Source organism: Cytobacillus sp. BC1816 (assembly GCF_051353635.1).
GTDB lineage: Bacteria > Bacillota > Bacilli > Bacillales > Cytobacillaceae > Cytobacillus > Cytobacillus oceanisediminis_C.
On the sequence record NZ_CP195611.1, the window covers coordinates 4,076,769 to 4,095,433 of the forward strand.

General features: G+C 40.7%; 21 protein-coding genes. 4 read left to right on the plus strand and 17 right to left on the minus strand.

From position 1 onward, the window contains the following. Nucleotides 1-11 precede the first annotated feature (11 nt). The 4 genes from lepA to gpr all read right to left on the minus strand — a co-directional run bounded on the left by lepA (nt 12) and on the right by gpr (nt 4,809). Nucleotides 12-1,847: a translation elongation factor 4 gene (gene lepA, locus ACR42H_RS20795; RefSeq protein WP_436373030.1), complete on the minus strand. Its 1,836-nt coding sequence runs from the start codon at nt 1,845-1,847 to the stop codon at nt 12-14. Nucleotides 1,848-2,044: 197 nt separating this feature from the next. Then, on the minus strand, nt 2,045-2,389 hold the full coding sequence (locus ACR42H_RS20800; RefSeq protein WP_113882781.1) for a YqxA family protein: 345 nt from the start codon (nt 2,387-2,389) through the stop codon (nt 2,045-2,047). Nucleotides 2,390-2,406: 17 nt separating this feature from the next. Continuing rightward, a complete protein-coding gene (gene spoIIP / locus ACR42H_RS20805) occupies nt 2,407-3,612 on the minus strand; it encodes a stage II sporulation protein P (RefSeq protein WP_113882780.1) in 1,206 nt (401 codons plus the stop codon). Between the two features lie 69 nt (nt 3,613-3,681). Beyond that, entirely contained in the window at nt 3,682-4,809 is a 1,128-nt protein-coding gene (gene gpr / locus ACR42H_RS20810; RefSeq protein ID WP_113882779.1) for a GPR endopeptidase, read from the minus strand. A 236-nt stretch (nt 4,810-5,045) separates the two neighbouring features. Here gpr and rpsT point away from each other — a divergent pair, with 236 nt between their 5' ends. Next, nucleotides 5,046-5,312, plus strand: a complete 267-nt coding sequence (rpsT, locus tag ACR42H_RS20815) for a 30S ribosomal protein S20 (RefSeq protein ID WP_113882778.1) — start codon at nt 5,046-5,048, stop codon at nt 5,310-5,312. A gap of 144 nt (nt 5,313-5,456) precedes the next feature. On the opposite strand, the gene holA is transcribed toward rpsT, so the two are convergent. Further along, nucleotides 5,457-6,494 (minus strand): DNA polymerase III subunit delta, encoded by a 1,038-nt coding sequence (holA, locus tag ACR42H_RS20820; RefSeq protein ID WP_113882777.1) that lies wholly within the window; start codon nt 6,492-6,494, stop codon nt 5,457-5,459. 356 nt (nt 6,495-6,850) lie between these two features. Here holA and ACR42H_RS20825 point away from each other — a divergent pair, with 356 nt between their 5' ends. Continuing rightward, nucleotides 6,851-6,985, plus strand: coding sequence for a YqzM family protein (locus tag ACR42H_RS20825; protein WP_019382872.1), 135 nt, complete (start codon nt 6,851-6,853; stop codon nt 6,983-6,985). A gap of 134 nt (nt 6,986-7,119) precedes the next feature. On the opposite strand, the gene ACR42H_RS20830 is transcribed toward ACR42H_RS20825, so the two are convergent. From ACR42H_RS20830 to ACR42H_RS20840, 3 genes are all read right to left on the minus strand, one after another. After that, a complete protein-coding gene (locus tag ACR42H_RS20830) occupies nt 7,120-9,450 on the minus strand; it encodes a DNA internalization-related competence protein ComEC/Rec2 (RefSeq protein WP_436373038.1) in 2,331 nt (776 codons plus the stop codon). A 69-nt stretch (nt 9,451-9,519) separates the two neighbouring features. Next, complete coding sequence (locus ACR42H_RS20835) at nt 9,520-10,083, minus strand: ComE operon protein 2 (RefSeq protein WP_113882776.1); 564 nt, start codon at nt 10,081-10,083, stop codon at nt 9,520-9,522. A gap of 117 nt (nt 10,084-10,200) precedes the next feature. Beyond that, a complete protein-coding gene (locus ACR42H_RS20840) occupies nt 10,201-10,842 on the minus strand; it encodes a helix-hairpin-helix domain-containing protein (protein WP_436373041.1) in 642 nt (213 codons plus the stop codon). Between the two features lie 89 nt (nt 10,843-10,931). Between ACR42H_RS20840 and comER the strand changes: the two genes are divergently transcribed. Beyond that, nucleotides 10,932-11,756, plus strand: coding sequence for a late competence protein ComER (comER, locus tag ACR42H_RS20845; RefSeq protein WP_436373044.1), 825 nt, complete (start codon nt 10,932-10,934; stop codon nt 11,754-11,756). 82 nt (nt 11,757-11,838) lie between these two features. Here comER and ACR42H_RS20850 read toward each other — a convergent pair whose 3' ends face one another. The 8 genes from ACR42H_RS20850 to ACR42H_RS20885 are packed head-to-tail and all read right to left on the minus strand — an operon-like array spanning nt 11,839 to nt 16,906. Then, nucleotides 11,839-12,588, minus strand: a complete 750-nt coding sequence (locus ACR42H_RS20850; protein WP_113882773.1) for a class I SAM-dependent DNA methyltransferase — start codon at nt 12,586-12,588, stop codon at nt 11,839-11,841. Next, nucleotides 12,585-12,941 (minus strand): ribosome silencing factor, encoded by a 357-nt coding sequence (gene rsfS / locus ACR42H_RS20855; protein ID WP_113882772.1) that lies wholly within the window; start codon nt 12,939-12,941, stop codon nt 12,585-12,587. The genes ACR42H_RS20850 and rsfS overlap by 4 nt, the downstream gene beginning before the upstream one ends. 4 nt (nt 12,942-12,945) lie before the next feature. Next, a complete protein-coding gene (gene yqeK / locus ACR42H_RS20860) occupies nt 12,946-13,512 on the minus strand; it encodes a bis(5'-nucleosyl)-tetraphosphatase (symmetrical) YqeK (protein WP_113882771.1) in 567 nt (188 codons plus the stop codon). Continuing rightward, nucleotides 13,502-14,071, minus strand: a complete 570-nt coding sequence (locus ACR42H_RS20865) for a nicotinate-nucleotide adenylyltransferase (protein ID WP_113882770.1) — start codon at nt 14,069-14,071, stop codon at nt 13,502-13,504. The genes yqeK and ACR42H_RS20865 overlap by 11 nt, the downstream gene beginning before the upstream one ends. A gap of 39 nt (nt 14,072-14,110) precedes the next feature. Next, nucleotides 14,111-14,401 carry a ribosome assembly RNA-binding protein YhbY gene (gene yhbY / locus ACR42H_RS20870; RefSeq protein WP_113882769.1) on the minus strand — a complete coding sequence of 97 codons (291 nt, stop codon included), beginning with the start codon at nt 14,399-14,401 and terminating at the stop codon, nt 14,111-14,113. Then, nucleotides 14,395-15,234 carry a shikimate dehydrogenase gene (gene aroE, locus ACR42H_RS20875; protein ID WP_113882768.1) on the minus strand — a complete coding sequence of 280 codons (840 nt, stop codon included), beginning with the start codon at nt 15,232-15,234 and terminating at the stop codon, nt 14,395-14,397. Before aroE ends, yhbY begins: the two co-directional genes overlap by 7 nt. Before the next feature lie 46 nt (nt 15,235-15,280). Continuing rightward, nucleotides 15,281-16,387 carry a ribosome biogenesis GTPase YqeH gene (gene yqeH / locus ACR42H_RS20880; protein ID WP_113882767.1) on the minus strand — a complete coding sequence of 369 codons (1,107 nt, stop codon included), beginning with the start codon at nt 16,385-16,387 and terminating at the stop codon, nt 15,281-15,283. A 3-nt stretch (nt 16,388-16,390) separates the two neighbouring features. Further along, nucleotides 16,391-16,906: a YqeG family HAD IIIA-type phosphatase gene (locus ACR42H_RS20885; protein WP_113882766.1), complete on the minus strand. Its 516-nt coding sequence runs from the start codon at nt 16,904-16,906 to the stop codon at nt 16,391-16,393. Between the two features lie 530 nt (nt 16,907-17,436). Here ACR42H_RS20885 and ACR42H_RS20890 point away from each other — a divergent pair. Continuing rightward, a complete protein-coding gene (locus ACR42H_RS20890; RefSeq protein ID WP_113882863.1) occupies nt 17,437-17,577 on the plus strand; it encodes a sporulation histidine kinase inhibitor Sda in 141 nt (46 codons plus the stop codon). Nucleotides 17,578-17,651: 74 nt separating this feature from the next. Here ACR42H_RS20890 and ACR42H_RS20895 read toward each other — a convergent pair whose 3' ends face one another. Beyond that, on the minus strand, nt 17,652-18,428 hold the full coding sequence (locus ACR42H_RS20895; RefSeq protein ID WP_436373053.1) for a phosphatidylserine decarboxylase: 777 nt from the start codon (nt 18,426-18,428) through the stop codon (nt 17,652-17,654). Nucleotides 18,429-18,665: the final 237 nt, after the last annotated feature.

Here is an 18,665-nt window from a genome sequence, read left to right on the forward strand (position 1 = left end):
AAGCAAATATTTTACTTTTTAGGGCTGTTATCGTCCATCTTCAAAACTGCCATGAAGGCTTCCTGCGGAACTTCAACAGAACCAACCTGTTTCATCCGCTTTTTACCTTCTTTCTGCTTCTCCAATAATTTACGCTTACGGGAGATGTCCCCGCCGTAACATTTCGCCAATACATTTTTGCGGATGGCTTTAATAGTTGAGCGGGCTACAATTTTCTGGCCAATCGCCGCTTGAATAGGAACCTCAAATTGCTGACGGGGAATTAGCTCTTTTAACTTCTCAACGATTACTTTTCCTCTTTCATAAGCAAAATCCTTATGAACGATGAAGCTCAATGCGTCTACCTTTTCGGCATTTAACAGAATATCCATTTTAACAAGTTTTGAAGGCTTGTACCCAATTAGTTCATAATCAAAAGAGGCATATCCTTTTGTATTGGATTTCAGCTGATCAAAGAAATCATAAACAATTTCCGATAAAGGAATTTCATATATAATATTTACTCTGGTTTCATCCATGTATTGCATATCAATAAAGATGCCGCGTTTTTGCTGGCAAAGTTCCATTATGGCTCCCACATAATCATTAGGCGCCATCATTGTAGCTTTTACATAAGGCTCTTCGACACGGTCAATCTTTTGCGGATCAGGCATATTGGATGGATTATCCACTTTAACCTCTGTGCCATCAGTCAGGATGACATCATAGATAACACTTGGTGCTGTTGTAATCAAGTCAATTTTGAATTCGCGCTCAATGCGCTCCTGGATGATTTCCATGTGAAGCAATCCAAGGAAACCGCAGCGGAATCCAAAGCCAAGCGCTTGTGACGTTTCAGGCTCAAACTGCAGGGCAGAATCATTCAGTTCCAGCTTTTCAAGGGCTTCACGCAAATCATTGAACTTGGCGCTGTCTATTGGATAAAGTCCGCAATAAACCATCGGATTCAGCTTCCTGTACCCAGGAAGAGCTTCGGCTGCACCATTTTTCGCACTTGTGATGGTATCTCCTACACGTGTATCTCCAACATTTTTGATTGCAGCAGTCAAAAAGCCGACGTCTCCAACTGATAATTCAGCCAATGGAGTGGATTTAGGAGTGAACACACCGACCTCAGTAACTTCAAACTCTTTCCCAGTTGCCATCATTTTTATTTTATCTCCTACTTTTACCGTACCATCCACCACACGGATGTAGGCTACAACTCCACGGTAGGCATCATAAAGGGAGTCAAATATAAGCGCCTTTAAAGGGGCATCCGGATCACCTACTGGAGCGGGCACTTTTTCAACTACCTGTTCAAGGATTTCTTCAATGCCGATTCCTGCTTTTGCTGAAGCAAGTACCGCTTCAGAAGCATCCAGGCCGATGACTTCTTCAATCTCATTGCGCACCCGTTCCGGATCCGCACTTGGAAGGTCAATTTTATTGATGATCGGAAGAATCTCAAGATCGTTATCCAAGGCCAGATAGACATTTGCAAGGGTCTGTGCTTCAATACCCTGAGCCGCATCCACCACCAGGATTGCTCCTTCACAGGCTGCCAGACTTCGGGAAACTTCATATGTAAAATCGACGTGTCCCGGGGTATCTATTAAGTGAAAAGTGTATACCTCTCCATCTTTAGCTTTATAATTTAGCTGGACGGAATTAAGCTTGATCGTGATGCCGCGCTCTCTTTCGAGGTCCATGGAATCAAGGAGCTGATCCTTCATTTCGCGTGATGTCAGCGCATTGGTTTTTTCAAGGATCCTGTCCGCCAAAGTCGACTTGCCATGGTCAATATGGGCAATGATCGAAAAATTCCTTATTTTCTCTTGCCTTTTTAGTCTCTCTTCTCTGTTCATTATAAATAATTCAACTCCTACTATAAGAAAAGCGCAAGCGCCTTAAGACAGGCGCCTGGAGCCAAGTGTGGTCAATTTTAAATAGTCCTTTTAGTTTATACACTATTTTTGATTATATCAGTACGTTTGTGAAGATTCAATGCTAAGCTTCACGTCTCTAACCGTTCAAAAAAAATAAGGCTGCCCTCCTGAGCAGCCTACTTTCCGATTATTAAGTCTGTGATGAATGCGACCGATTTTTCTGTCAGCTCTGATAAGCCTTCGGATATACTTTTTCCCAGAGATGAAAAAAAGTTATATGCTTTCATTTCTTCAAGCTTTTCTTTTTTCTGCTGAAGATCATGGCTGGACACATCATTTCCCAGGACAGATGCATGCACTTCACCTTCATTGGTTTCATTTAAGGTTAGGGCACTCTTGAAATCTTCGTCATGGAAACCCTTCATTCTGTGGATTCCTTCATTTGCCTGCTGCATTCCAAATAATACTGAGACAAACATAACCGCTGCCAGAAAAAGAGCTTTTAGCATAAATATTTTCATTCCTCATCATCCTAATACTATTTCTTTTCTGTTTCACCGCCAGCTGATGCATTTACTTCCTCGGCCTGCCAATAATATTCACTGAACACTTCTGCGAGTGCTTCTGCCGAACGGTTTAATTCTTCAAACGTATTATCTACTCCGCCAAATTCAACGAGGATGGCATTCCCAGATAAATCCTGATTGAAGTTGCCATTTGTCCCTGCACCCTCTTTTTTCATGATTCCCCTGCTCAATCCTTTGTACTTAACGTTCAATCTATCATGCAGCTCTTTCGCAAATTTTAAGTTCTTTTCATAGTTCGGGTTATTTCCGCCAATAATGAAAGCTAGTTTGGCATAAGACTCTCCGTTTATTTCTTTCGTTGTGTCTTTTTTTCTTTTTGAATCACGGTGAATATCGATTAGGTAAGACAAATCCCGGTTGGACGTAATTGCAGCCTGGACAACTTCTCTGGATTCCTGGTAGGAACGTCCATACGTTAATCCTTTCTTGCTTAAATTTGCCTGGATATCCGTTTTGTCAACAAAAGTCCCTATTCCTTTGCTCTCCATCTCTTCCTTAAGCTTATCACCAATCTTAGTAACATTAATTTTGGAATGAAAGGCTGCATCAGGATTGGTTACACCCTTCAGATAAGGAAGATAGGATTCCGTATTATGCGAAAAGTAAACATAGACTGGTTTTTTATCACCTGTAGACATCGGAGGTGTTTTCGACTGTTTCGAATCACCATCCGGCTCAAGGCCTTCGGTGTTTTGCAGAGCTGCCTCCTGTTCTGCCTTCAGCACTTCGATAGGAGGAGAAGATTCCACAGGCATGTTTGTATAATCCGTTCCTTCACCAGCAACAAGGATCTTACTGTCATAAATAGAGAAGAATGGAAGCTCCCTTCCCAAAAGGCTTCTGGGATCATCCAAATTGACATTTGTGGATAGCTTGAAAACCAAATTGGCAAAGCCCGGGGGTGAACTGGTTTTAGAAACCCCCTCGAGAAATGAGTGGTTTTCCCATCCAAGAAAATGATAAAGCATTTCTCCTGTCAGGCTGTTCGCAGCGGAATTAACTGAGGAGGAGCTGATTCTGTATTCCGGCTTTAATGAAGTTAATGCTCCGCTTATTGAAAATATCATAAATAGAAAAAGCAAAAATCCGCCTATGGCTTTCAGCAAGCTTGTCCCTTGAATGGTTACTACAAGTCCGTTCGATTTAAAAGGTTTCATTGTTCCACCTCTCCTTGCTAGTCTAGTAAATGTTATGACTTTGCTAGAGAAGATAGAACATGTTATTTCCTATCTGGTATAAAAACCGGCATTATCCTGATTCACTTTTTGATGGAGTGCTGCGTTCAAACCGTTAGCAATTAAATTTGACATATCTTCAATAAATACATCCACTTCCTTTGGAGTCACCATAAGGTTGTGGCCCAAAGGAGAAAGGACTTCATAAATAAGCTTCCGCTTCTCTTCTTCAGGCAAGGTTCCAATCATGCCAAGGAAGGTTTTTCTATGATGTTCTTCCGGGAGGTCGTCATCTGTCAGCTTTTTCTTCTCTCCAAAAGTCATTCCTGCAGGAGCGAGGGCACGTGATGGACGGTCCCCCTCTTTCATTTCCTTGCCGAAATGCTTCAGGATGTAATCAATTGTATCGCTTGTGATGGACACAGCATCAACAACTGTTGGGATGCCAATCGCTATGACAGGTATCCCTAAAGTTTCTTTGCTGATTTCTTTTCGTTTATTCCCGACACCAGAACCAGGGTGAATCCCTGTATCCGAAATTTGAATGGTAGAATTGACTCTTTCAATTGATCGGGAAGCAAGAGCATCAATTGCAATGACAAAATCGGGCTTTGTTTTTTCAACAATGCCATAAATAATGTCACTTGTTTCTATCCCGGTCAGGCCCATTACTCCCGGGGAAATAGCACTTACTGGCCGATAGCCTTCTTCTACGCTTTCAGGCTGCAGCTGATAGAGATGTCTTGTGATAAGCAAGTTTTCACAAACTTGCGGACCCAGTGCATCGGGAGTGACATTCCAATTGCCCAGTCCAACAATTAAACAGGATGCATCTTCATTGATTCCCAGCTGCTTAATAAATTGGGAGAATTCACTAGCAAATACAGACTCCACTTTGTGCTGCAGCTCCGTATCCTGCTGGCGTATGCCCGTCACTTCAAGTGTCAGATATTTTCCTTCTTTTTTCCCCAATGCCTCTGCACCTTCTTTTGTTACTTCAACAAAAGAAATTTTTATATCATTTTCTTCTTTTTCTTTAATTATTACGCCTTCTATTTGGGAAAGATTCTCCTGCTGATGAATATTGTCTTTCTGCCTGTCGGAAATAACCATTTCCCTGGCTTCAATGGCAAGATCCGTTCGGACTGAGTATTGGCTTAAATCTATTGATTCTTTCATATTTATCCCTCACATTCTCAGCTATTGGAAAATAACACACATTATACTAAAATTCAGATATATACTATCATTGCCTTTAAAGTCCAAAAACATGCAGAATCGCCTCCAGCAATTTTGATTACAGAGTATTGCATTATGCCCCCGTGTTTGATAAAATATCACTTGTTCTTAATTATTGTTAATGAATGTGAATGTCGAGTTATAGAATCTCGATGCTTTTTCAGGAGGTGAATGGAATGCCAAACATTAAATCTGCTATCAAGCGTGTTAAAACTAGCGAAGCTCGCAACGCTCAAAACGCTACAGTTAAATCAGCAATGCGTACAGCTGTTAAGAAGGTTGATGCTGCTGTCGTAAACAACGATGCTGCTGCTGCGACTGAATCTTTCGCTGATGCTGCTCGTAAACTAGACAAAGCTGCTGCAAAAGGTCTTATCCACAAAAATGCTGCTGCCCGTAAAAAGTCTCGTTTAATGAAAAAAATGAACTCTTTAAACGCGTAATGTTTGAAGATATTGGCTATCTTAAGGGATAGCCTTTTATTTTACACAAAAAAGCGGTCCAAATGGATCGCTTTTTTTTATGTAATCATAATTACTAATTTTGTCTCAATACTCAAGGTGCCGGAGGCTGTAAACGTAATCTCTTTAAGGATTTTTTTTGAGCGCCTGACTTTGCAGACGAAACAGGAACATTTCAATCAGCATGGTTTTATTCATGCCTCCAGTTTTCATTTGGTAATCTGCATCAGCAAGCAAGCTTATGATCGCTGCAAGTTCTTCGTCTGCAAACATATGCGCCTGTCCAGCTGCAAGTTTCACCCGGAAAGGATGAATCTTTAAGTAGCCGGCAATCTGCTGCTGGCCGTAGCCTCTCCTCGCAAGCTCTTTCACCTGATAAATCAGTCTGAACTGCCCTGTAATAACCGATAAAATCTTAATGGGTTCTTCATTTTGCTTTAATAAATCATAATAAATTCTCAGGGCTTCCTCTATTTTGCGGTGAACAACCTTGTCTACAAGGGAAAAAATGTTTTGCTCTAATGATCTTGATACCATTTTCTCTGCCATTTGTTCATCGATTCGCTTCGTGTCATTCGCATATAAAGCTAATTTATCGATCTCGTTTGTCAAGATAAAAAGGTTGGTGCCTGCCAATGTCAATATTAGCTCAACTGCCGATTCATCAATTTGCACGCCGTTAAGTGCTGCGCGCTCCCTGATCCAGGCTTTCAATTCTCCTTCATTAAGTTTCTTTGCTTCAAGGATTGCAGCCGTTTTTTTCAATTGTTTAGTTATTTTTTTCCGGTCATCCAGCTTTTCTGCAGATGAGGAAAATACCACTACTGAATACGGGGCAGGCTCTTTAAGATAGGCTTCGAGCTTTGACAGATTATGCTCCTGTTTAGCTTTCGATTTTTCTGATGTTAAAAAAACCGGGTTATGTAAAAAGATCAGTCTTCTTTCCCCCATAAACGGAAATGTCTCCGCATCTTCAAGCGCTGTATCGATTGGGGTTTCCTCAAGGTCATAAGAGGATAAATTAAAATCAGCTTCATCTTCGCTTAGCACATTGTTGATCAGAAGCTGCTTCGTTTCGTTTATAAGATAAGGTTCTGTTCCATATAATAAGTAAATAGGAGCAAAACTTTTCGCTTTTATCTGCTTCCAAATATCAAAAACCAATTTCTTTCTCTCCGTTCGCCTTACATTATATTCACTTTATTGCAGTTTAACGGGCAGGGATAAAGCCCCTATCCCGCAGATTGCATGTTCACTATATATCCTAAAGAAGCAATGGCAATTTGACAAGACATAAGAAATTGGCGCCCATAAGAACGCCAATTTCCAATCTATATAGAACGCTGCCGCCTGAGGCCCGGGATACTCAGGAAGCTGCGGTGCACCTTTGTTCTATTATTTTCCCCTTGATGTGCCGGCATATTTGTGACAACTCCTGCTATTGCAGGAAAAGGGCAGGGGAACTCTAGATTTTTTTATTTGAATGACTTATACTATATAGGAAATAGGAGGGGTAGACTGTGAACGAATTTGAAAAGAACGTCCAAAGCAAACGTAATGATGCCATCGACTCTGGAGTAGGATTCATCGTATCATTCGGTTTCTTCGCAACGTTATTTGTTATTGCAACAGTCATTAAATTTTTAGGAGCTTAATGGCTACATAAAGTAAGTAATTGTGTCATACCTCTGACACATCGAGGCTGCTTCAGCAGTCTCTTTTTTTGTGGCTGTAAGTGATAATAGGCATTGAGAGTATAGAAAGGGAGCTGAAGCATTTCTAACATATACTATGGAAGCTGAACCGAAAAGGTTCCTGAATTTCCTTTAAAAACATAGGTAACCGCCCCTTGCTTATCGGTTCTCAGAACATGCACATTAAATTTTTTAAGCCTGCCCATTACATCATTATGAGGATGCCCATACCTGTTGTTTCTGCCTGCAGAAATAACAGCAATCCTCGGGTTAACAGCAGCCAGAAATGAATCTGTTGTGGAGGTTTTGCTTCCATGATGTGCAATTTTTAAAACATCAATTTTGAAATTGGGATAAGATTTAATAAGCTGACTTTCCCCCGTTTCCTCCAAATCTCCTGTAAACAGCCAGTTAAGGCCACCCACTTTGGCAAAAAGGACAATAGAGCCATCATTTTTCCCTGTATACACGTCCCCCATCCGATTTCCAAATGGAGACAAAACTTGAAATGCGGAATCTCCTATTGACCAGTTATCTCCAGCTTTAGTGAATGCAATATTGGCTTTTTTTAATTTAGCATGAACAATCAAATCCTTTTCATCCTCTGAGATTTCCGCCCCCTGCGAAATCACTACTGACTTTACCCTCATTTCCCTAATCACAGCTGATGCTCCTCCAATGTGATCCATATCCCCGTGAGTCAAAAAAAACTTATCTATTTTACTGATCCCTTTGCTTTTCAAAAATGGCACTACCGTGTCCTTTCCTGTTTCATAAGGATCGCTTCTCATCCTCCAATCCTCAGTGTCAAACATAAGTGTGCCTCCAGCATCTATCAGATAATTCCCCTTTCCATATGGAAGCTTTATCAGAATGCTGTCCCCCTGCCCAACATCTATAAATGTAATTTCACCGGCAGGATTAAACACATTAGAAAAGTGCTGAATTAGTATGGCGAGGATTGGAAGCACACCGCTCTTGATAAGAACCTTTTTATTTTTTGACCTTTCCCAGCCGGCAAAGAATGCGGGAATCAGCAGCAGATAGACGATCAGCATAATCAGGGATGGCCTGCCTAGGACAATGGCCGAGTTAGGAATGGCCGAAAGTAATTCAGCAATCCAATTTAGAAAACTGATGAGTTTTTCAAATACATTGAGCAATAAATCTGCTTTCCCCCCTGTTAATAAATCAAAAATGAAGAGAATCAACACCACCGGAAGGATTATGGAAGAATATAAAGGCACAAAAATCAGATTGGCAATTATGGAAATAATGGATACCTCATAAAAATGCCACAGAAGAATCGGAATGGCAGCCATCTGGCAAACAAAAGAAACTGCCAGGATAGCAGCGTATGACTCAGAAAATCTTTTGAGGATGATGGGAGCTGAGAGAATAAGCGATAGAGCGACAGCAAATGACAGCTGAAACCCTGCATTATAGATGATATAAGGAGAGATAAAAAGGTAGCCAATAAACACAATAGAGATAACATCAGCTAGTTGAATAGGAGCCTTCAGCTTCTTTGCGAGCAAAACCACAAGCATCATAAACACAGCCCGCAGAACAGATGGTGCTGCCCCTGTCAATATTGCATATAAAGGCAAAACCAATAATAAGATGCTGGTCATTTTTTCTCTGGTGATTCCGGCGCGTATACCAGCAAGAAAGAACATCCCAGCAAGCATACCTACATGAAGGCCGGATATCGCAAGCAAATGGATAATTCCGATTTTCTGATAAGAAGCAATGGTAGTCTGATCAATAAAATCACGTTCACCGAATACAAGGGCAATAGCCAGTGGAGCAGTCTGTTCAGGAAAATGATCCAGGAGATAATTAATTCCCATCTCTCTTATTTTTAAAATGGTTAATACGAGGCTGCTTTTACGGTAACTGCAATCGGAGAGGTGTAACTGTTCTATTTCGAGGATCCAAAAGATACTGTTGTGGTTTAGATATTCCTGATAGCTGAAGGAATTAGGATTGGTGGATGTTGAAGGGGTCTGTAAGGTGCCATTTACCCGGCATGTCATCCCTGTTCCCAGGTGGTCTGTAAGGGCCTTTTTTTCTGTTTCAGATTTAATTTTATACCTGGCTGTCAGCTTTTCTTTTTTTTCGGCTAAATCAATAAAGACAGTAAGAAGGTCACCATCTATTTTGGCAGATTCTTTCATTGTTATTTCGAACTCGCTCTCATTTCCAGAAAGGCTTGTCCTGTTGTGTTCGGATGCAAATTCACTGCGCATGATTAAGGCAAGGTAAATCATTATCAGAATAGCGGCGTTTTTGGATGATAAAATATTTCTTTTTAGGAGGAAAAAAGCCAGAAGAAAAAAAACGATAGCTATAGCAGGATGAAAAAAAGATGTCAAATTTCCCAGCAGCGAGGCAGCTGCTGCATAGATCCATCTGCCTTTCATATCATTTGCTCCTTTAGTTTTTTGGAAGGAGTAAGACCTAATCATTTCAGGTGCCACTCCTTCAATGGTTTAATTCTGAAAAAGCTTGTCCTTTGTTTCTTTATAGCCTTTCACCAAGTCCCGATCTTTTCCGCTTTTTTCAAGCTCATTTATTAGTTCTTCTATAAAATCACTTTTTTCTTGTTTGCTGTTATCAAAGGACACTTTTTCTGCTATTACCTGTACTGTTTTCACTCCAGCCTTTTCAAAGAGTTCAATTCCATACGGGTGATTTTTATAGTCCTGTGCGTAATAAACTGTTTTAATTCCTGACTGTATTATCGCTTTGCAGCATTGGAGGCATGGAAAATGGGTTACATATATTTCCGCATCAGTTGTAGGTACCCCGAATTTTGCACACTGTAAAATCGCATTCATTTCCGCATGAATGGTTCTGACACAATGGTTATCAATAACATAGCAGCCTTCATCAATACAATGTTCACCCCCGGCAATCGATCCATTATAGCCGCCGGCAATGATCCTCTTATCCCTTACAATGGTTGCGCCTACCGCAAGCCTTGTACAAGTGCTCCTTAAAGCAAGCAAATGGCTTTGCGCCATAAAATATTGGTTCCAGGAAATCCGATCCATCTTGCAGTCTCTCCCCTTCCGTCTTTTGCTCAGGCGTATATGCCCTGGAATTCAAAAACATAGCTTTTTCTCTCAATAAGTGTAAGCCTCAAGCTCGTTAAGGTCAATGAAATGAAATTATTTTACACTAATATGTTCTTTGAGTTTTTCAAAGGTCTTCTCTCCTATCCCTGATATTAATTTCAAGTCCGCAATATCCTTAAAGGATCCATTTGTCTCGCGGTGTTCAATTATGGCTGCAGCCTTAGACGGGCCGATACCCGGCAACATCTGCAGTTCCGATTCATTGGCTTGGTTTAAATTTATCTTTCCGTTATCTTGCTGTCCCCTCACCTCGATATTTTCATCTCCGACTGCGGCCTCCTCGAGAACTTCGCCCTTTTCCGGAACATATATGACCATTTCATCCGTAATATTGAGGGCAAAATTGATTTTAGTTCCATCTGCTTTATCAGTCAGTCCGCCTGCTTTTTCCAGCAGGTCTATCACCCTGTCACCTTCTGCCGCTTCGTATACTCCCGGCTTTTGCACAGCACCTTTAATATCTGCCTTCATTGGCTGTGGCATCTGTCCAGCCTGTTCATCACTTTCTGTTTCATTTTCTTTATCATCACCTTCATTTTCCTTTAATTGAACTGCCTGTTCAATCCCAGGAACTTCAGCCTCTTGAACAGGCATGAAAAAATAATAGAGGAAGGCAGCCAATGCAATGGCGGCTCCTGCAAAGTAAATTTTATGTGTTTTTATCCATTCAGGCATTAAGGATCGATCCTTTCTTTTTGGAATAAATGTGTTTTTGATACATATCGTTATATGAGAGAGCTTGCTTTTGAAGGAGGGATAAAGCAATGAAAATCGGAATAATTGGCACAGGTAACATGGGGAGGATACTGACCGAGGCTTTCCTTGATGGCGGAACCGTTTCCCCATCCTCCATGACAATTACCAATCGGACAGCGGCAAAAGCGATGGAAATAAAGGAAACTCATCTGGATATTACCGTTGTAAATAACGCAAGAAAGGCAGCACATCGTTCTTCACTTATCTTTATTTGTGTAAAGCCTCATGATGTGTATAATGTCGTTCAGGACATTTTGCCGTTCCTGTCAAAAGATAAATGTGTAGTTTCAATAACCAGCCCTATAAGTGTAAAACAGCTTGAATCTATTCTGCCCTGTTCAGCAGCCAGGGCGATTCCAAGCATAACAAATCGGGCCTTATCAGGGGTTTCGCTATTATCATTCGGTGAACAGTGCAGCGAGCATTGGAAAGGGATACTTCATAAGCTTTTTGAAAGCATCTCCACGCCTGTCTTTATCGAGGAAAATATTACCCGGGTTTCTTCGGATATTGTCAGCTGCGGACCTGCCTTTTTCAGCTATTTGACACAGCGCTTCATCAATGCGGCAGTTACAGAAACGGAGATTGATAATGAAACAGCTACAAAGCTTGCAGGAGAGATGCTGATCGGACTTGGGGATTTACTGAAAAAGGGTTTTTATACATTGCCGACATTACAGGAGAAGGTATGCGTCAAAGGAGGAATTACAGGAGAGGGAATTAAAATTCTCGAAAGCGAGCTTGGCACAATATTTGAGCACTTATTCCAGGCAACACATTCCAAGTATGACGAAGATCTTGTTGAGGTAAAAAAACAGTATTCTCTTCATTAGCTATTCGATGTTAATGGAAATAATCCTTCTTTTTTCTAAAAAAACAGCCGGATTGCTTCAGACAATCCGGCTGTTATATATATTAATTCCTTTTCTTTGCAATAAAAATAATTCGTTCAGCCTGACTGCCTGGAGGGCCCTCTTCAAAATCTGCTGAAATGTCAAGCAGTTCAAATCCGCATTCCCTAAGCCAGCTTTCATATTGATCAATAGGATACGTACGCTGGAAGTGCAGTTCGTCATAGCGGTTATACTTTCCCGTTTCTTCTTCCAGAACAAAAAATGAAAGATCATGCTCTACAGAATTAGGATATTCCCCCTGATAGCTGTGCCAGATATATGAAATTTCTTCATCATTTTCAGCAAATGTCTGGTTCATAAATATCTGCATGATTTTATAAATGGAGTGGACATCAAATATAAAAAGACCCTCACTTTTCAAATGGGTGTGGACCCGCAAAAAAGTGTCTTTCACCTCTGATTCCGTCTCCAGATAATTTAAAGAATCACAAAAAATGCCAATAATATCAAATTCGCTGAATCCTTCAAGTTCTGCCATGTTCTGCAGGTAAAAGGGGATTTGCAGACCGTTCTCTTCCGCCTTTGCCTGTGCTACTGCCAGCATATCCTCTGATAAGTCCACACCTGTAACATCATACCCCTGTTTCCTTAGCCTTATTGAAAGCTGGCCTGTGCCGCAGGCAAGATCCAGAAGTTTTTTGCCGGGCACATTAAATTTTGCATGCTTTTCATTGACCATTTTAATCCAGCTGTCATAAGGGACATCTTCCATCAGTCTGTCATAGAGATAAGCGAACTTTCCATAGCTCATTGGTTAAGCATGCCCTGAACGTTCTCGATCGGTGCATCGCCCCAAAGTCTTTCCAGATTATAATAGCTTCTTTCATCCTTATGGAAAATATGAGCAACTATATCACCCATATCAACTAGAATCCACCTTGCTTCATCAAAACCTTCCATTCTTTTAACAGCAAACCCATGTTCTTCAGATTTTTCTTTCATTTCCCTAGCAATGGCCTGCACTTGTTTATCAGAGTTGCCGTGGCAAATTACAAAGTAGTCTGAAATCAGGGAAATGCCTTTCATATTAAGTACCGTTATATCTTCTGCCCGTTTATCATCCGCTGCTCTAACTGCTGTCATCAGCAATGTATTTTCATTCATCTAATCAGTCCTCCTTAGTCATTACAAGGTCATTATAAGTTTGGAAGGACGCTGGAAAAACCGGCTGCCCTTTTTTCATTAAAAACATGATGGTATTTTGGACGGCCTTGCTTAAGGCCTTATCCAGATTTGTTTCCGCTAAATCACGTACTTCATCAACACCTGGAAAATGCCTTCCAGGTTCAATATAATCCGCAAGATATATGATCTTTTCAAGAAGTGCCATTCCCGGCCTGCCTGAAGTATGATACCTTATGGCATCCAAAACCTCTTTATCATTAATTCCTGCTTCTTTCTCCGTCAGAAAAGCACCGACGGGAGCATGCCAAAGTTCACTATTGTACTCCAAAAGCTCACTTGGCATTCCTTCCTTAAGGATAATTTCCCTCAGTTCTTCCTTAGGACGGAATTTAGCATAATCATGAAAAATGGCCGCAAGTTCCGCTTTCTTTGTATCAGCACCATATTTCGCTGCAAGGTTAATGGCTGTTTCCATCACCCCTACTGTGTGAAGGTAGCGATGTTCAGTCAGCTGTTCCCTTACAATTGCAAGAGCCTGTTCACGATTCATATAAATGATTCTCCTTTATAAAACTCCTTATAGCATCCGGTACCAGATACCGAATAGTTCCGCCTTCCTTTATACGGCTTCTGATCATACTCGAGGATATCCCCATTTCCGGAACGTCAGCATAAAGAATCGGATACGGAGTCTGCAAATTGTAAGATGGTCTCCTCACTCCTATAAAGGTAATCAATTTAAGAAGTTTGTCAATGTTATGCCATTTGGGCAGATACTCAACCATGTCAGCTCCAATAATAAAATAAAATTGCGTTTGAGGATAGTTTTCCTTCAAAATCCTGATTGTATCGTAGGTAAATGAAGGGCCATCGCGCTCCAGCTCAATCAATTCCAATTTAAAGCCGGGATGGCTCTGTAATGCCAGTTTCAGCATTTTTGTACGATCACCGCTGCTGACATTATCAGACCTCTTTTTATGGGGAGGTTCATGGTTCGGCATAAACCAGATTTCATCCAAACCATGAGAAGACATTACCTCATTCGCGATAATGAGATGGCCTATATGAGGCGGATTAAAGGTCCCTCCAAGTATGCCTACCTTTTCCATTTACTCTCCTCCATACTTCCAGTTTTACGCTTAAGAAACTTACGGCAAGTCGATTTGTTTGTTTTCTTTCGATTCTTTATATAAAACAATTATATTCCCGATGATTTGTACAACATCAGCCTTTGTGCCTTTTGACAGCTGCTGCGCCACCGTATCCCTGTCTTCTTCACAGTTTTGAAGAATTGAAATCTTTAATAATTCTCGGGCTTCCAGTGCTTCTCCTACTTGTTTAATCATATTTTCATTTACCCCGCCCTTTCCTACTTGGAAAATCGGATTTAAATGATGGGCTTTTGATCGTAAAAAACGTTTTTGCTTTCCTGTTAGCATGATAATCCTCCCAGCTGATTTAAAACTTTATGTCTCATTCTTTCAATATCAGGTCCAATGCCAGTCCACATCTCGAAAGCAAGTGCACCCTGATATACAAACATATCGATCCCATTCTGAATTCCAGCACCCTTTTCAGCAGCTTCCATCAGAAGCTTTGTTTCAAGCGGGTTGTATATGATATCACTTACAAAAGCTCCAGGCTTCAGCTTATGTATTGAAAGTGGGCTATGGCCAATTTCCGGATGCATCCCTATCGATGTAGTCTGAACTATAAGATCGTATGTCTCGAGGCTTTCCTCCGCGTCCTGTCTGCTCAGCACTTGCGCTTGAATCTGAAATGGGCAGTCATTAATAATTTGTTCCGCCCTTTTTGGAGTCCGATTGCAAATATCCAGAAGCTCAGGACCTTCTTTGGCAATTGTAAAATAAATGGCTCTTGCAGCTCCGCCTGCCCCTACTATGAGCACTTTTTTGTTTTTAATTGGCTGTTTTTGATTCAGCAGGCCTTTTACATACCCGCTCCCATCCGTATTATAGCCTATTAGCTTTCCATCCTGATTGACTACTGTATTTACTGCTCCAATAGCCTCTGCCAGGGGATCCAGTTCATCTAAAAGAGGGATGATAGCCTCCTTATGCGGTACTGTAACATTAAATCCCGCAATGCCCATTGCTCTGAACCCTTTAATAGCATCCGTCAGATTTCCCCTGGATATATGGAATGGCTGATAATGTGCATCAAGACTGTAAGCGGTAAATAGATCATTGTGCATAGCGGGGGACATTGAATGGGAAATCGGGTCCCCAATCACCCCAAACAGCTTTTTCAAAATTCCTCACCCCTTTGAAAAGCATAAGCAGCTGCAGGTCCACAGCCTAAATCAAAGACTTCCTTATCATGGCATGAACACCTTTAGGAACATAAGCAGCTACTTTGGCCCCGCCTTCATTTACAGTAATCCAGCCAAGTCCTGAAAAAACGATATCTGTTTTTGGTTCTTTTATTGTGAATTCATGTTTCACAAGCTCCGGGAAGGTTTCCATTTGTTCTTCCCTTGGGGGTGTGAGCATCTCTCCCGCATGATTCCGATACAGCTCATCGGCCTTTTCCGTTTTGGTGCGGTGAATAGTCAGCTCATTGGAGAAATGGCAAACAAATGAACGTCGGCCACCGGCCATGTAGTCAAATCTTGCCAGACCGCCAAAGAACAGAGTCTGCTCTTCATTCAGCTGGTAAACCTTAGGCTTTATTTCCTTTTTAGGTGTAATAACCTTTAAATCCCTTTTATCTACATAGTGGGCCATTTGGTGATGGTTTATTATACCTGGCGTATCTACTAAAGCTTTTCCGTCAGATAAAGGTATTTCGATTATATCAAGGGTTGTGCCAGGGAAGTGGGAAGTTGTGATGACATCGCCCTCACCTGTTACTTCCTTTAATATACGGTTGATGAATGTGGATTTACCTACATTTGTACACCCTACTACATACACATCTTTTCCTTCCCGATAATGGTCGATAGCTGCTGCAATCTCGTTAATGGAGTACCCTTTTGCAGCACTTGCCAGATAGACTTCTTCCGGTTTTAAACCCAGCTGTTTTGATTCCTGCTTCATCCAGTTAATCAGCTTGTTTGTTTTCACCGACTTTGGCAGAAGGTCAACTTTGTTTCCTACAAGCAGGATTTTATTGTTGCCTACAAAACGGTGGAGCCCAGGAAGCCAGCTCCCGTTAAAATCAAAGATGTCCACAATCTTCACGATAAGTGCATCACTTTGTCCAATTTCATTCAGGATCTTAAGAAAATCATCATCAGTCAAGCTTACATCCTGAACTTCATTATAATGTTTCAGTCTAAAACAGCGCTGGCAAATAATCGTTTCCTTCTGCAGAGCTGAATGAGGAGCATAGCCCAGCTCCTCAGGATTTTCTGTTTGAACTTTTACTCCACAGCCTATGCAAACAAATTGATCTTCACTCACTTCTTAATCCTCCCACTGAATCATTCCTTTTTTTCTGAACCAATTTAATATTCGTCTTTCTACAAGCCGGTTAAATTTTGTAAAAAATCCGTCAGTTTGGGCCACAGGCACGACCAAAATAGTATGGAAGCCGCTTCTGTTCCCCCCCAGGACGTCAGTCAGCAATTGATCACCAATCACAACGGTTTCTTCTTTTCTCAGCCCCATCTCTGATAGAGCTCTTCGGAAGGCCCTGCCCATTGGCTTTCTTGCCTGGTAGATAAATGGAATCTCAAGGGGGTGGGAAAAAGCCTTAACCCGATTTTCATTATTATTTGACACAATGGTAACCTTAATGTTGCTTTGCTTCATTTCTTCAAACCAGCTAATCAGCTTCGGTGTAGCATTTGGCCTGTCCCATTCAACTAGTGTATTGTCCAGGTCCGTGATAATTCCTTTGACTCCTTTTTCCTTTAAACTGTGGGGAGTTATTTCAAATATACTTTTAACATGCTGATCAGGCAAAAAATGCTTTAACACTATATTTACACCTCAATCATATATTCGTATGGTCCAACAATATTTTTCCTCAGCCCTCAAATACCTAACGGGCTTTATTAATAATTAGTTGCATCAGGGTTTTCACTATGGAAAAACACCGATTTTATCATACCCAATTTCATCCGCTCTTTCAAAATAAAAACTGGAGGATACAATCCCAGCTGTTCTATTTTATACGATTCCACAAAATGGGGAAAGACAATCAAAGCTCAGTATATTTCTATGGAATAGATATTATTTATTCTTAAAATAAAAATTTTTCGACAAAAAACAACCGCTCTCCAACCCTGTGGATAACTTTATGCACATAATCCAATATGATTTTTATACTTTTTCCCTTTTTATAAACAAAATAATCACAGGTTATCCACGGTTTCCTGTGGATAAGAGAACAGTTGTTCTAATCGTTTAATTTTGCTAGAGTAGGGGTACAACATAAAATCTTACATTATATGTATAAATTAATTCTTTTAGAACTGAAATATCAAGTGCCTGGAGGTGGGACAGGAATGCGTAAACTGTCAGATGATTTACTAATTGAATCATATTATAAAGCAAAGGAACTGCAGCTTAGCAAAGACTTCATTCGTTTAATCGAAACAGAAATCCACCGTCGCTCACTATCAAACAGCATAAAAGTTACTTCTTAAAAATGGACAAGCCCTTAATAGGGCTTTTTTTATTCTCCATATTTCTTAAAGACTGAAATAACCGGCCCAAACATTCACAATAACGTCCCAATCCGCTCCCCAACTTTAATGTGAGCAGGGGTCCTGATTGACTTTTCAAGTTCGAATTTCCCTTGCTCAAACAGGAGAATGACAGTAGAGCCAAACGTAAAATAGGCCATTTCCTTTCCTTTTTCAAGCTGCTCCCCTTCATGAGTAAGTTCAATGGAATTTACAAACATAGCGCCAACCTTCACAATCGCGATTGCTGCATCTCCATGCCTCACTTCAGTTATGCTCCTGTAATTTTTGGAAAGTGTATCTCTACCATATTTTAATCCCCATTTGTTGACCGGATAAGATTTCAGCCCAAGAATCCATTGATCTGCTACTTTTCCAGTGACCGGGCTGTGTATCCTATGATAGTGGCTCGGACTTAAATAAAAGATCATATAAGTGCCGCCTGCATATTTTCCTGCTTTATTTTCACCCAGCATCTCAGATATGGAATAGTTTTTTCCTTTTACTGAAATAACACGATCCTCCCGTATACTCCCAACATCTTCGATAACAGCATCTACAGGACTGACTGCCGAGTCAGGGCTCACATCTGTTACTCTTGCACCTTCTTTAAGCCTTCTAATGAAAAACTCATGTAGTGTTGGATATTCATGCAGGTTTTTTTCCATTTCACTTTCATTTATATTATAAATCCTTGAAAATGACGGAATGACCCGCCTGCTCAAATTTGATTTTGCAAATTTCTGCAGTATCCCGGATGTCCATCTTCCATTTGTCAATTCAATCAGCAGGCGATATACAGGTTTTAACAAAGGACATGCCCCCTAAAAAATATGTTCTTTACGAACAGGCATAAAAAGCATAGAATAAAATATTATTATATAACATATAAAACTAAGTTTGCCATAGACTTCCTCAGATTTGACGCTTTTTTTATTTTGGCTTTCTTGATATTCTGTGAATTACTTCTATTTCTTTCCTTCCAGATGGTTCCCAATTAACAGTAAACTTTAACACATTGCCCATAAGAAAAAACTTCTTATAGTCTG

Coding starts and splice junctions, on each gene's coding strand:
- lepA (WP_436373030.1), bottom strand. CDS start 1,847: ATGAACAGAGAAGAGAGACTAAAAAGGCAAGAGAAAATAAGGAATTTT.
- ACR42H_RS20800 (WP_113882781.1), bottom strand. CDS start 2,389: ATGAAAATATTTATGCTAAAAGCTCTTTTTCTGGCAGCGGTTATGTTT.
- spoIIP (WP_113882780.1), bottom strand. CDS start 3,612: ATGAAACCTTTTAAATCGAACGGACTTGTAGTAACCATTCAAGGGACA.
- gpr (WP_113882779.1), bottom strand. CDS start 4,809: ATGAAAGAATCAATAGATTTAAGCCAATACTCAGTCCGAACGGATCTT.
- rpsT (WP_113882778.1), top strand. CDS start 5,046: ATGCCAAACATTAAATCTGCTATCAAGCGTGTTAAAACTAGCGAAGCT.
- ACR42H_RS20830 (WP_436373038.1), bottom strand. CDS start 9,450: ATGAAAGGCAGATGGATCTATGCAGCAGCTGCCTCGCTGCTGGGAAAT.
- ACR42H_RS20835 (WP_113882776.1), bottom strand. CDS start 10,083: ATGGATCGGATTTCCTGGAACCAATATTTTATGGCGCAAAGCCATTTG.
- ACR42H_RS20840 (WP_436373041.1), bottom strand. CDS start 10,842: ATGCCTGAATGGATAAAAACACATAAAATTTACTTTGCAGGAGCCGCC.
- comER (WP_436373044.1), top strand. CDS start 10,932: ATGAAAATCGGAATAATTGGCACAGGTAACATGGGGAGGATACTGACC.
- ACR42H_RS20850 (WP_113882773.1), bottom strand. CDS start 12,588: ATGAGCTATGGAAAGTTCGCTTATCTCTATGACAGACTGATGGAAGAT.
- rsfS (WP_113882772.1), bottom strand. CDS start 12,941: ATGAATGAAAATACATTGCTGATGACAGCAGTTAGAGCAGCGGATGAT.
- yqeK (WP_113882771.1), bottom strand. CDS start 13,512: ATGAATCGTGAACAGGCTCTTGCAATTGTAAGGGAACAGCTGACTGAA.
- ACR42H_RS20865 (WP_113882770.1), bottom strand. CDS start 14,071: ATGGAAAAGGTAGGCATACTTGGAGGGACCTTTAATCCGCCTCATATA.
- yhbY (WP_113882769.1), bottom strand. CDS start 14,401: ATGCTAACAGGAAAGCAAAAACGTTTTTTACGATCAAAAGCCCATCAT.
- ACR42H_RS20890 (WP_113882863.1), top strand. CDS start 17,437: ATGCGTAAACTGTCAGATGATTTACTAATTGAATCATATTATAAAGCA.